Source organism: Nocardioides sp. (genome assembly GCF_036274455.1).
GTDB lineage: Bacteria > Actinomycetota > Actinomycetes > Propionibacteriales > Nocardioidaceae > Nocardioides.
Genome location: NZ_DASUFR010000076.1, coordinates 59,629 through 72,632, shown reverse-complemented (window position 1 = coordinate 72,632; position 13,004 = coordinate 59,629). Strand labels below are relative to the sequence as shown.

Here is a 13,004-nt window from a genome sequence, read left to right as displayed (position 1 = left end):
ACAGCTCAGTCGGCCTCCCAGTAGCGGCCCGGCCGGTAGGGGTCACGCTCCACCGTCGTCACCGGGCGGCGGACCGTCACGTAGACCTTGTGCAGGGCTCCGTCGGCGTCGCGCTCCATCCGCGGGACGCGGAAGTCGGTGTACGTCGTGGTGTAGGCGTTGCGCGAGTTGCGGCTGCTGTCCCACTCGAAGTCGAAGTTCTTCAGGTACCTCTGCACGACCGTGCGGCCGTGGACCGTGAACCAGATCTCGTCGTTGGCGGTGCTGAGGCTGGCCCAGTTCGACGAGCCGGTCAGCACCATGTCGGTGTTCGGGTGGCCGTTGTAGGTGCCCTGGATGACGAAGTACTTCTGGTGGCTGTAGAAGTCGAGGATCAGGTCGTCCTCGCCGTCGTGGTTGAGGTCGAAGTTGTCGTCGGGGTGGTAGTCCAGCCCGGTCGACCGCAGCGGGATCCGGCCGCGCGCCGTGGAGGCGCCGAGGATCTGCTTGGTGTGGTATCCGATCAGTCCGTAGTCGACGCGGAAGTCGCACCCCTCGGCGTACTTCTGCCGGATCGCGGAGGCGAGGTAGTCGCCCCGCTTGCCACGCATCGTGTGCATCGCCAGCGCGAGGTGGGTGCGGGTGGAGCCGCCGCTCCCGTCGGGCGTCAGGCACTGGATCTTGTGGAGCATGTCCAGCACCAGGTCGTTGCTCGGGCCGGACACCTTCGGGAACGCCCACGTCGTGTACTTGTCGACCGAGTCGTCGCAGCCGGTGCCGGGCGGCTCGCCGCAGAAGAACCTCGCCGGCTGGCGCCGGCTGTAGTCGTGCTTCATGTCCTTGAACAGGTTCACGAACTGCTTGAAGAGGATCTCCTTGCCGGACACGAAGTAGAGGTCGTTCCACTGGTGCAGGTCGGCGTTCATCGTCAGGTTGTCCGAGCCCACCGCGAGGATGTCCTTGGACCGGCCGGCCTGCGTGAACGTGTAGAACTTCGAGTGCAGGTTGTTGTACTGGTTGGCCTTGCCGCGGCAGCTCTCCTTGCACTTGTAGATGAAGCTCTTCGCGTATCGGTCGGTCCCGATCGCCGCGCGGACGACCTTCATCGCGTGCGTGTCCTGGTGGTCGTTGAGCAGCATCTGGACGTGTACGCCACGGTGGTAGGCCGCCACGATCGCGTGCGCGACCGGGAGCCGGTCGAAGGAGTAGACCGCGATCCGGATGAACGACCCCTTCCGGGCGTGCTGGATCGTGTCGATGATCCGGCCCTCGATCCTGAAGTGGTCGGCCTTGACGTGAGGGTCGTTGAAGAACGGCCCCTTGTACGCCTTCCACCGGTGCGCCGACCTGGTGTCTGCGACGGCCGCAGTGGTGGCCGGAGCGGGCATTCCGACGTACGCCACCACTGCGACGCAGACGGCGGAGGCCAGCATCGCCAACCGCCTGAAGGACACGGATGAACCTAGGTCGGCCAGGCTGCAGCGCACCTGACCGTACGGATGTCGGGGCCGGGTCAGCCCGCGGCCACCAGCTGCCCTGCCGACCTGATGGTGGCGGTCATCGTCATGCCCGGCCGGGGCTCGTAGCTCACCGTCTCGCCGACCCGGGCGCCGACGATGGCGCGGCCGAGCGGGCTCGAGGGAGTGACGGTGTCGACACCGGCCAAGGCCTGCTCCACCGGCCCGACGAGGTAGGTCTCGTCACCGTCGCCAAGATCGAGGGTGACGACGTCGCCGACCGACACGACACCCTCGGTGTGCGGGCGGTGTCGCCGCTCGTCGACCTCGAGCTCGAGCGCGGCGATCCGCTCGTCGAGGAGCTGGAGCCGGATGCTGGCCTCGACGTTGGTGGCGCGGTCGGCCAGGTCGCCGGTGGGCGGGATCAGCGCGTCGGCCAGCACGACGGCTCGCTCGGCGCGCAGCTCGTCGAGCCGGCTGGAGAGAAGGGTGAGGCTGTCGGTGTTGACGGGGACGGTCACGGCATGGCCTCCTGCGCGACGGTGGTGCGGCAAATGATGGTGACCTGTAGTTGCCAGCGGAACCCTGGTCCAAACCCCTTCGGCCCGGTGCGGCTCGGTCAGGGCCGGAACACGATCTTGACGGCCCCGTCCTGCTTCTTCTGGAAGGTCTCGTAGGCCTGCGGAGCGTCGTCGAGCGGAAGGTGGTGGGTCGCGAACCCCTCGACACCGAGGACGTCCTCGTCCTGGTCCAGCAGCGTGAGGATGTCGTCGGTCCACGCCCGGACGTTGGCCTGGCCCATCCGCAGCTGCAGCTGCTTGTCGAACAGCTGCATCATCGGCAGCGGGTCGGCGGCGCCGCCGTACACGCCCACGATCGAGACCGTGCCGCCGCGGCGGACGGCCTCGAACGCCGTGATCAGCGCCTCGAGCCGGTCGGTGCCGGCCTTCATCATCAGCGGCTCGGCGAGCCGGTCCGGGAGCAGGCCGACCACCTTCTGCACCGCCTTGATCCCACCGGAGCCGTGCGCCTCCATGCCGACCGCCTCGATGACGGCGTCGGCGCCGCGGCCGTCGGTCCTGTCGCGGACGACCTCGGCGACGCCCGCGGCATCGAGACCGGTCACGTCGAAGGCCTCCGCGCCACGGCCGGCCACCCGCTGCAGCCGCTCCTGGACGAGGTCGGCGACCAGGGTGCGGTGGCCGCGGTGCATGGCGATCCGGGCCGCCATGTCGCCGATCGGCCCGGCACCGAGTACCAGCACGGTGCCGCCGTCCGGGATGTCGGCGTACTCAACCGCCTGCCAGGCGGTCGGGAGCACGTCGCTGAGGAAGAGGTAGCGGTCGTCGACCGGACCGTTGGGCACCTTGACCGCGCCGTAGTCGGCGTGCGGCACCCGGAGGTACTCCGCCTGGCCACCCGGCACCTGGCCGTAGAGCTTGCTGTAGCCGAGCAGGCTCGCGCCGGTGCCGAACTCGCGGTTCTGCGTGGTCTCACACTGGCTCTGCAGCCGGTGCTCGCACATCCAGCAGTGGCCGCAGGAGACGTTGAACGGGACGACCACGCGGTCCCCGACGTCGAGGTGGTGGATGCCCTGCCCGACCTCCTCGACCACGCCCATCGGCTCGTGGCCGACGATGTCGCCCGGCTCCATGAACGGCGCCAGGACCTCGTAGAGGTGCAGGTCGGAGCCGCACAGCCCGGTCGACGTCACCCGGATGACGATGTCGGTGTCCTCCTCGACCTTCGGGTCCGGCACGTGCTCGACCCGGATGTCCTTGGTGCCCTGCCAGGTGACTGCTCGCATGACTGGCCGGTGACCGCCGGGTCGCGCGCCGAAGCCCACCCCGACAGGTGAAAACCGGCCTGGTGACGGACCGTGGATGCCCGCGCGCCTCCCGGATCGCGTCACAACGGATTTGCCCACATCCTTGGCTCCTGGTGACGAATTTGCGGCTCTTGTGCCGCATCCGTGGGTGGGCGGGTGGGCGGCCGCGCGCGTAGCACGCCGCACATCCGGTGGACCCGGGCTTTGCCGAGGTTCTCCGGCACCAGGTGCCGATCTGCCTCCGCAAACCCACCGACGGGGGCTGGTGGCGATCCGGTAGGCGCGCGGGCACCCACGGATCCGTCAGAAGAGTCAAAGACCGCCCCACACGCTCAGCGGACCCGGTGGCGCGCCGCGTCCCGGGCTCGGACGGTGAGCCCGTGCCCGGGCGCGCTCGGTGCCAGCAGCCGGCCGCCGTGCGGCTCCGCCCACCCGTCGAACAGGCTGCGCTCGACGCGCACGTGGTCGTGGAAGTACTCCACGTGCCGCAGCCGCGGGGTGACGGCAGCGACGGGCAGGGAGAGGTACGGCGCACAGTGGCCGGACAGGTCGGTGCCGGCCAGCGCCGGGTCGGCGGCGATCCGCCGCCACTCGGTGTAGCCGCCGCACCGGGTCACGTCGAGCTGCAAGCAGTCGACGTGCGGGGCCAGGTGGACGGCGTAGGCGAGGTCGGAGCCGTACTCCCCTGCGGCGACGTCGGCGCGGACCGAGCTCCGGACGGCGTCGAGCCCGTCGTGGTCGTCGGAGCTCACCGGCTCTTCGAACCAGCTCACGCCGAGGTCGTCGAGGCGGGTCCCCACCTCGCACGCCTGGTCCCGGCCGTAGCCGCCGTTGGCGTCGACGAAGACCTCGACAGGCTCTGACGTAGATTCGTCGGCGAGCCGGCGGACCTGTGCGGTCCGGGCCAGGTCGCGCTCGACCCGGCTCCCCCACGACTCACCGATCTTGATCTTCACCTTGTCGAAGCCGGCCTCCAGCCAGCCCGCGACCTGCGCGTCCAGCCGGTCGTGGTCGTAGGACGTGAAGCCGCCGCTGCCGTAGAGCTCGACCGACGCCGGCGTGGCCCCCCACAGCTCCGGGAGCGACTGCTCCAGCAGCCTGCCCGCGAGGTCCCACAGCGCGATGTCGACCGCGGACAGCGCCATGCCCACCAGCCCTGGCCGTCCGGCGTTGCGAACCGCCCGCACCATCGCCGACCAGGCGGCCTCCACGTCCAGTGCGCAGCGGCCCGTCACGGCCGGGCCGAGCAGGTCCTCCACCACCACGGCCGCGGCGGAGGGCGCGTAGGTCCAGCCGATACCGGTGCGCCCGGCACCGTCGACCTCAACCAGGACCAGCGTGGTGCTGTCCCACTCCAGGGTGCCGTCCGCCTCCGGCACGTCTGTCGGGATCTCGTACGCCGATGGGCGCACCCCGGAGACGACCGGGCCGTCGCTCACGAGTCGTCGCTGGAGAACAGCTCCTGCGCCTTGGTCTTGATCCCCTCCCGGATGACACCCCACCGGCTGGTGTCGCCCTTGATGAGCGCCTGCGCCGTCGCCTTCATCTGCGCGAGGTCCGCGTGCGGGGGGATCGGCGGCACGTCGGGGTCGCAGTGGATGTCCAGGACGTAGGGGCGGTCGGCGGTGAGCGCCGTCTTCCACGCTCCGGCCAGCTCGTCCGGGTCGGTGATGGTGAGCGCGCCGAGCCCCACCGAGGCGGCGAACCCGGCGTACGACACGTCGGGCAGCGCCTGCGACTCCACGAACTTCGGCGTCCCGCCCATCGCCCGCAGCTCCCAGGTCACCTGGTTGAGGTCGTTGTTGTGCAGCACGGCCACCACGAGCCGCGGGTCGCTCCACTCCGACCAGTAGCGGGCGACGGTGATCAGCTCGGCCAACCCGTTCATCTGCATGGCCCCGTCGCCCTCGAAGGCGATCGCCGGGCGGTCGGGGTGGGCGAACTTGGCGCCGATGGCGTAGGGCACCGCGGGTCCCATCGTGGCGAGCGTGCCCGACAGGGTGCCGCGCATCGCACCCCGCATCCGGACCTGGCGGGCGTACCAGTTCGCCGCCGACCCGCTGTCCGCGGCGATCATCGCGTCGTGCGGCGCCTCGACCGAGAACTCGCTGAAGATCCGCATCGGGTTGACCGGGGCGGCCGACACGCGCGCCTCGCGCTCCATCGTGTCCCACCAGCGCTCGACGTCCGCGATGATCTTCTCCTGCCAGGAGCGGTCCTCCTTGCGCTCGAGGAGAGGGATCAGCTCGCGCAGGGTGGCCGCGGCGTCGCCCACGAGGTTGACCTCGTAGGGGTAGCGCATCCCGATCATGGTGCCGTCGATGTCGATCTGGACCGCGCGCGCCTGGTCGAGCTCCGGCATGAACTGCGTGTACGGGAAGTTGGACCCGACGGTCAGCAGGGTGTCGCAGCCCCGCATCATCTCGTAGCTCGGCCGGGTGCCGAGCAGCCCGATCGAGCCGGTCACCCAGGGCAGCTCGTCGCTCAGCACGTCCTTGCCGAGCAGCGCCTTGGCCACGCCGGCGCCGAGCAGGTCGGCCACCTGTCGCAGCTCGGCCTCGGCGCCACGGGCGCCCTGGCCGACGAGGACGGCGACCCTGGAGCCGGCGTTCAGGAGCTCGGCCGCCCGGGCCACGGCGTCAGCAGCGCCCGCGCTACGCGGCCAGGTCATGCCCAGGCTCGAGGGCACCATCTTGAACGCGTGCGTGGGCGCGGAGTAGTCCAGCTCCTGGACGTCGTTGGGGATGATCAGCGCGGTCGGAGCGTGCCGGGTCATCGCGATCCGCATCGCCCTGTCCACAACGTTGGGCAGCTGCTCGGGCACGGTCACCATCTGCACGTAGTCGCTGGCGACGTCCTTGAACAGGCTGAGCAGGTCCACCTCCTGCTGGTAGTTGCCGCCCATCGCGGTCCGGTTGGTCTGGCCCACGATGGCCACGACCGGGACATGGTCGAGCTTGGCGTCGTAGAGACCGTTGAGGAGGTGGATCGCCCCCGGTCCGGAGGTGGCCATGCAGACGCCGGGGCGATCGCCGAACTTCGCGAACCCGACCGCCTCGAAGGCGCTCATCTCCTCGTGCCGACTCTGGATGAACCGCGGCTGGTCTCCGGCCCGGGAGAACGCGCCGAGGATCCCGTTGATCCCGTCGCCGGGGTAGCCGAAGACCTGCTCGACCCCCCATTCCCTCAACCTGGACAGCAGCTGGTCGGCAACGGTGGTCATCGGGTGCTCCTTTCGGGTGGACGTCCTGCGGATGGCGGGAGGTGCGCGGCGAGCAGCTCCGCGAGGTGGCGGCCCTCGTGCCCCCCGCTGTCGAGCTGGTGGATCTGGGTGCGGCACGAGAAACCGTCCGCCAGCACGACGGTGCCCTCCTCGGCGGCACGCAGGCGGGGCAGGAGCACCTGCTCGGCACAGGCCTCGCTCACCTCGCCGTGGCCGGCGGTGAAGCCGAAGTTGCCGGCCAGCCCGCAGCAGCCGGAGTCGAGTCGCTCGACCCCGGCCCCGGCGCTCGCCAGCAGCTCGCGGTCGGCGTCCCAGCCGAGGACGGCGTGCTGGTGGCAGTGCACCTGGGCCAGCCCGCGGGTGCCGTCGAGGCGGGGTGGGTCCCAGCCGTCGGTGTGCCGGGTGAGCAGCTCGGCCAGCGTCACGGTGTGGTCCTTGAGCCGGTCGACGTCGAGGTCGCCGGAGAACAGCTCCTTGGCGTCGGCCCGCAGCACCGACGTGCAGCTGGGCTCGAGACCGACGACCAGCCCACCGTGGCGGACGTGGGGTGCGAGGGCGTCGACGGTGCGCCGCAGCCTCCGCTTCGCCACGTCGAGCTGGCCGGTGGAGATCCAGGTGAGCCCGCAGCAGAGCGGCTCTGTCGGCAGCTCGACCTCCCAGCCGGCTGCCTCCAGGACCTCGACCGCCGCGCGGCCGACGTGCGGGTGGAAGTAGTTGGTGAACGTGTCGGGGAAGAGCAGCACCCGCCCCTGCGTCGCCGGCCACCCCTTGACCGGCGTGCGGCGCCTCCACCACGACCGGAGCGTGGGGCTGGCGAGCTCGGGCGGGTCCCGGTCCTCGAGGCCCGCCAGCCGGGAGCCCAGCCTCCGCACCGGCGTGACGCGCGCCAGGCCGTTGACCACGCGGGCGGCGCCCAGCAGGTCGACGGCCCGGGCGGCCGCCGGCAGCCAGCCGGTCACGTAGTCGGCGCGCGGGCGCAGCCGGTGCCGGTAGTGCTGGGCGAGGAACTCGGCCTTGTAGGTCGCCATGTCGACGTTGGCCGGGCAGTCGGACTTGCAGCCCTTGCAGGCCAGGCACAGGTCGAGTGCCTCGAGCACGTCCTGCGAGCGCCACCCGTCCTTGATCGGCCCGTCGCCGTGCCCGTCGAGCATCTCGAACAGCAGCCGGGCCCGGCCGCGGGTGGAGTGCCGCTCGTCGCCGGTCGCCTGGTACGACGGACACATCACCTGGCCGGCGTCGTGCCCGTGCTGCCGGCACTTCCCGACCCCGACGCACCGGTTGGCCGCCTCGGCGAAGGAGTGGCCGTCCTCGGGGAAGTCGAAGTGCAGCGGGAGCGGCTGCCGAGGTGCCCAGTCGCCGCCGAGGCGGAGGTGCTCGTCCAGCGCGGCCGGTGCGACGACCTTGCCGGGGTTCATCAGGTGGTCGGGGTCGAAGGCGGCCTTGACCTCCTCGAAGAGCCGGACCACCTCGTCGCCGAACATCCGCCGCAGCAGCTCGCCGCGGCTCTGCCCGTCGCCGTGCTCACCGGACAGGGACCCGCCGTAGGAGGCCACGAGGTCGGCCGCGCGCTCCATGAACCGCCGGTAGGTCCCGACACCCTCCGTGGAGTAGAGGTCGAACGGGATCCGGGTGTGCACGCAGCCCTGGCCGAAGTGGCCGTAGAGGGCAGGCCCGGTGTCGGTGACGTAGCCGAACTCGGCGTACAGCCCGCGCAGGTCGCGCAGGTAGTCGCCGAGCCGCTCGACCGGGACGGCGGAGTCCTCCCAGCCCTCGAACGTGTCGGGTTTGTGGGGCACGTGGGCGGTGGCACCGAGCCCGGCCTCGCGGACCGCCCAGAGCTCGTCCTCGTGCCTGGGGTCGTCGAGGAAGGCCACGGTGGGGTCGTGCTCGCTGTCGCCGATCGCGGTGAGCATCCGGTGGGCCCGGTCGTCGGCCTCGTCGGCGTCCTCGCCGCCGAACTGGACCATGAGGAAGCCGGTGCCGTCGGGGAGCTCGTCGAGGGCGTCGTGGTTCATGCCCTTGAGCTGCTCGTCGCGGATGAGGTACCTGTCCAGCCCCTCGAGCGCGATCGGCTCGTGCTCGACGATGGCGGGCACGGCGTCCGCGGCGGTGCAGACGTCGGGGAACCCCAGCACCACCAGCGTCCGGGCCCTGACCACGGGGACCAGCTCGAGCTCGGCCCGCAGGACGGTGACGAGCGTCGCCTCGCTGCCGACCAGGAAGCCGGCCACGTCGAAGCCGTGCTCGGGCAGCAGCGAGTCGAGGTTGTAGCCGGAGACGCGGCGCGGGATGTCCGGGTAGCGCTGCCGGATCAGGTCGGCGTGGTCGTCGCGGAGCCGGCGCAGGATCCGGTGCAGCTCGGCCACCCGGTCGCCACGCGCCGCCACCTCGGCGTACTCGTCGTCGTCCAGCTGGCGCGCGGTGAACCGGGTGCCGTCGTGCAGCAGGACCTCGAGCGAGACGACGTTGTCGACGACCTTCCCGGTGCGCTGGGCGGTGGCCCCGCAGGAGTTGTTGCCGATCATCCCGCCGAGCGTGCAGTTGGGATGGGTGGCCGGCTCCGGCCCGAACCGCAGGCCGGCGGGTTCGAGCTGCGCGTTGAGCGAGTCGAGCACGATGCCCGGCTCCACCACGCAGCGGCGCCGCTCGACGTCGACCGACACCAGGCGGTGGCAGTGCCGGGAGAGGTCGATGACCACGGCCTCGTTGGTGCACTGCCCGGCCAGGCTGGTGCCGCCCCCACGGGACACGACCGGGAGGCCGTGCCCGTGGCAGACCGCAACCGCCTCGACAACCGCCTCTACGGTGCGCGGCTGGACCACGGCGATCGGCACCTGCCGGAAGTTCGACGCGTCGGTGGAGTACGCCGCGCGGGTGCCGGCGTCGAAGCAGACCTCGCCGTCCACGCGGGAGCGGAGCTCGCGCTCGGCGCGTGCGAGGGACTGGTCGAGGAGGAGCGTCGTCACCGCAGCGGCTCGCGGAGGTCGGCCGCGGCGAAACCGAGCGCGACGGCACCGCTGGTCAGCGCGAGCCGACGGTGGCCGGGGAACGTCAAGGCGACGCCCAGCATCGAGGCGGCGTGCGCGACATCGACCGCGCCGTCCAGCCACGGCAGCCGGCGCCGCCGTAGGAGCAGGCCGGCAGCGGACTGGGCGACGTACCGGGCGCCGAGGACCCGCGTCGCGAGCCGCGGCCCGGTGCCGTCGTCGTTGCCGACGAGGTGCAGGACGTCCAGCGGGCGGGCGAGGGCCCAGGCGCCGACACCCAGCCGGGCCAGGTCGACGGGGCGGGGCGTCATCCGATGAACCCCCGCTCGTGGGCCCGGTCGTCGAAGGCGCCGTGCGCACCGAAGTCGCGACCCTCGCGGCCGTCGGCAGGCGTCCACAGGTTCTCGGGCTGGTCGGGGTCACGCGGCTGCGAGGTCTGCTGCGAGGAGAAGCCGGTCCGGGCGAGGTAGCGGTCGAGCAGCCCGCCGGCGAACCGGTTGGCCACGATCGTGCCGGCGGTGCTGAGCCCGACCCAGCGGGCCCGCCGCCCGGGGTGGTCGATCGCGCGGAGCACGCCGCGGGCGGCGACCTCGGGCTGGTAGATCGGCGGGACCGGCTGGGCCTGGTGCGGGAGCCGGTTCAGCACCCAGGAGAACTGCGGCGTGTTCACCGCCGGCATCTCGACGATGGTGACCTTGATCCGGCTGCCGTCGTGCATCAGCTCGGTGCGCAGTGACTCGTGGAACCCCTCCAGCGCGTGCTTGGCACCGCAGTAGGCCGACTGCAGCGGGATGCCGCGATGGCCGAGAGCCGAGCCGACCTGGACGATCACCCCGCGGTCGCGGCGCCGCATCCGGCGCAGCGCGGCTCGGGTGCCGTTGACGTAGCCGTGGTAGGTCACATCGGTGACCCGGCGGAACTCGTCGGGCTCGATGTCCTCGAAGCGGGCGAAGACCGACGTGAACGCCACGTTGACCCAGACGCCGATCGGACCGAGCTCCTCCTCGATCCGGTCGGCAGCGGCCTCGACCGCCTCGTGGTCGGCCACGTCGACTGGCACGACGAGCGGCCGGCCGCCCGCCTGCTCGACCTCGCGGGCGGCCGCGACGAGACCGGTCTCACCACGGGCCAGCAGCGCGACCCGCTCACCGCGTCGACCCAGCTCGCGGGCCGTGGCACGGCCGATGCCGCCCGAGGCGCCGGTCACCACGACCGAGTGGGGAGTTCGATTCATGCACGTCCGGTGACCGGACAGGGGGATGACAAAACCTGTGCCTGTGCGCAAACATTGCCACAACGCAAGCATCTGCGAAGGGAGGACCGGTGCCGCAGCACGGACGGCGTGGTCTCCTCCGGGCGCGGCCAGTCGTCGGGGGGCGGCTGGCCGTCGCGGGGCTGGCAGTCGGGGGACTGGCCGGCGCCGGATCTCGCGCGCTTGCCACCGCCGGACGTTCTGTTGCCCGATACTGACCGTCATGCCGACAACCAACAAGGACATCGAGGAGCTGGCCGCGGCGTTCGTGACCGCGAGCCGTGCCCTGGTCGGCATCGCCATCCGCTCGGTGGAGGCGGCGCCCGTCCCGGTCACCATTCCGCAGCATCGCGTGCTGGTCCTGCTGGCCGCCAACGGTCCGCAGGCCATCGGCACCCTCGCCCAGCAGCTGGGGGTCAACCCCTCCAACGCCACCCGCGTGTGTGACCGGCTGCAACGGCTCGACCTGGTCCGGCGGTCCAGGTCGGACTCCGACGGGCGCGCGGTGCACGTCACGATCACTGCCGCGGGGCGGCGGCTGGTCGACGCGGTCACCGAGCACCGCCGCCGCGAGGTCGCTGCGGTCCTCCGCGAGCTCTCCCCCGACCAGGTCGAGGCGGTGGTCGAGGCGCTGACCGCGTTCTCCCGCGCGGCCCACGAGCGCGCCGAGGCGGAGTGGCCCGACGCCAGCTGGTGACGGGGCGCGGCGCCCGGTGGGTACCCGTCTCGCATGCGCTTCGGATACTTCCTGTCCTGTGAGGAGTACTCCCCCGCCGAGCTGATCGAGCAGGCGGTCGCCGCGGAGAAGGCCGGCTTCGACGGGATCTGGATCAGCGACCACTTCCACCCCTGGAACGACGAGCAGGGTGAGAGCCCGTTCGTCTGGGGCATGATCGGCGCGCTGTCCCAGGCCTGCTCGCTGCCCGTGACCACGGCGGTGACGTGCCCGACCACCCGGGTCCACCCCGCGATCGTCGCCCAGGCGGCCGCGACCGCCGCGGTCCAGCTGCAGGGGAAGTTCGTGCTCGGGGTCGGCACCGGCGAGGCCCTCAACGAGCACGTCCTCGGCGACGCGTGGCCCTCGGAGGACATCCGCCTCGAGATGCTCGAGGAGGCGGTGGAGCTCATGCGCCGGCTCTGGTCCGGTGAGGTGGTGACGGTCCGGGGCGAACACTACGACCTCGACACCGCCCGGATCTACACCCTGCCCGACGAGCCGGTCCCGGTGTACGTCTCGGCGTTCGGCCCCAAGGCCCTCGAGGTGGCCGCCCGGATCGGCGACGGGTTCATCAACACCTCCGACGACGCCGACACGGTCCGGGAGTTCAAGGAGAAGTCGGGCGGCAAGCCCTGCCAGGGCGGGGTCAAGGTCGCCTGGGCCGACTCGAAGGACGAGGGCATCGACCACGCCCACCGGCTCTGGGCCAACTCCGGGCTGCCCGGCGAGCTGTCCCAGGTCCTACCCAGCCCGAAGCACTTCGAGCAGGCCGCGCAGCTGGTCACCCGCGAGTCGACCGCCGAGAGCATCGTGGCCGGCAACGACCTCGACGCGCACGTCGAGCAGATGCGGAGCTATGTCGACGCGGGCTATGACGAGGTCTACGTCGCCAACATGGGCCCCCACTACCTCGCGATGATCGAGGCGTACGGACGCGACGTCCTGCCCCAGCTGCGTGGGTGAGGGTTGGCCGGGTCTTCGTTCGTCGCTCCGTCAGCGGGCCGGCGGACGGCGGGCCGACCGGGGTGCGACAAACGCAGACCCAGCCCCAACCCCCCAAACTCGCCCCAGCCGAATACCCGGCGGCCGCCGGGTTACCCCCTCCTCATGAGCACCACGACGCGAGTGATGCGGGCGACGCCCGAGCAGATCTGGGACGTGCTGGCCGACGGCTGGCTCTACCCCCTCTGGGTGGTGGGGGCGACACGGATGCGGGAGGTCGACGACGGGTGGCCGGCGCCGGGCACCCGGCTGCACCACTCGGTCGGTACCTGGCCGCTGACCCTGGACGACCGCACCGAGGTCGAGGAGAGCGTGCCCGGTGCGCGGCTGAAGCTGAACGCACACGCCTGGCCCGCCGGCCGGGCCGACGTCGCGATCACGCTTCGCCCCAAGGGCGCCGATACTGAGGTCGTGATGGAGGAGCAGGCCGTCTCAGGGCCGGGGGCACTGGTGCCGCGCGTGGCCCAGGACCCGTTGCTGACCTGGCGCAACGTGGAGAGCCTGCGCCGGCTCGCCTTCCTCGTCGAACGGCGCGCCACCCGGGCCGCGTGAGCCCGT

11 protein-coding genes are annotated in these 13,004 nt (G+C 71.7%); 3 read left to right on the top strand and 8 right to left on the bottom strand.

The window, feature by feature from the left end; translation table 11 throughout:
• Window positions 1–5: 5 nt before the first annotated feature.
• The 8 genes from VFV89_RS07300 to VFV89_RS07265 form a co-directional block, all read right to left on the bottom strand.
• A complete protein-coding gene (locus VFV89_RS07300; protein ID WP_329705257.1) occupies window positions 6–1,433 on the bottom strand; it encodes a phospholipase D-like domain-containing protein in 1,428 nt (475 codons plus the stop codon).
• A 59-nt stretch (window positions 1,434–1,492) separates the two neighbouring features.
• Window positions 1,493–1,957 carry a GreA/GreB family elongation factor gene (locus VFV89_RS07295; RefSeq protein ID WP_329705256.1) on the bottom strand — a complete coding sequence of 155 codons (465 nt, stop codon included), beginning with the start codon at window positions 1,955–1,957 and terminating at the stop codon, window positions 1,493–1,495.
• Between the two features lie 98 nt (window positions 1,958–2,055).
• On the bottom strand, window positions 2,056–3,243 hold the full coding sequence (locus VFV89_RS07290; RefSeq protein ID WP_329705255.1) for an alcohol dehydrogenase catalytic domain-containing protein: 1,188 nt from the start codon (window positions 3,241–3,243) through the stop codon (window positions 2,056–2,058).
• A 353-nt stretch (window positions 3,244–3,596) separates the two neighbouring features.
• On the bottom strand, window positions 3,597–4,703 hold the full coding sequence (locus VFV89_RS07285) for an enolase C-terminal domain-like protein (protein ID WP_329705254.1): 1,107 nt from the start codon (window positions 4,701–4,703) through the stop codon (window positions 3,597–3,599).
• Window positions 4,700–6,487 carry a thiamine pyrophosphate-requiring protein gene (locus VFV89_RS07280; protein ID WP_329705253.1) on the bottom strand — a complete coding sequence of 596 codons (1,788 nt, stop codon included), beginning with the start codon at window positions 6,485–6,487 and terminating at the stop codon, window positions 4,700–4,702. Before VFV89_RS07280 ends, VFV89_RS07285 begins: the two co-directional genes overlap by 4 nt.
• On the bottom strand, window positions 6,484–9,453 hold the full coding sequence (locus VFV89_RS07275) for an FAD-binding and (Fe-S)-binding domain-containing protein (protein WP_329705252.1): 2,970 nt from the start codon (window positions 9,451–9,453) through the stop codon (window positions 6,484–6,486). Before VFV89_RS07275 ends, VFV89_RS07280 begins: the two co-directional genes overlap by 4 nt.
• Entirely contained in the window at window positions 9,450–9,785 is a 336-nt protein-coding gene (locus VFV89_RS07270; RefSeq protein ID WP_329705251.1) for a hypothetical protein, read from the bottom strand. Before VFV89_RS07270 ends, VFV89_RS07275 begins: the two co-directional genes overlap by 4 nt.
• On the bottom strand, window positions 9,782–10,708 hold the full coding sequence (locus tag VFV89_RS07265) for an SDR family oxidoreductase (protein ID WP_329705250.1): 927 nt from the start codon (window positions 10,706–10,708) through the stop codon (window positions 9,782–9,784). Before VFV89_RS07265 ends, VFV89_RS07270 begins: the two co-directional genes overlap by 4 nt.
• A gap of 241 nt (window positions 10,709–10,949) precedes the next feature.
• On the opposite strand from VFV89_RS07265, the gene VFV89_RS07260 reads away from it, so the two are divergent.
• From VFV89_RS07260 to VFV89_RS07250, 3 genes are all read left to right on the top strand, one after another.
• Window positions 10,950–11,423 (top strand): MarR family transcriptional regulator, encoded by a 474-nt coding sequence (locus VFV89_RS07260; RefSeq protein WP_329705249.1) that lies wholly within the window; start codon window positions 10,950–10,952, stop codon window positions 11,421–11,423.
• A gap of 33 nt (window positions 11,424–11,456) precedes the next feature.
• Window positions 11,457–12,407, top strand: a complete 951-nt coding sequence (locus VFV89_RS07255; RefSeq protein ID WP_329705248.1) for a TIGR03557 family F420-dependent LLM class oxidoreductase — start codon at window positions 11,457–11,459, stop codon at window positions 12,405–12,407.
• A gap of 144 nt (window positions 12,408–12,551) precedes the next feature.
• Window positions 12,552–12,998, top strand: a complete 447-nt coding sequence (locus tag VFV89_RS07250) for an SRPBCC family protein (protein ID WP_329705247.1) — start codon at window positions 12,552–12,554, stop codon at window positions 12,996–12,998.
• Window positions 12,999–13,004 lie beyond the last annotated feature (6 nt).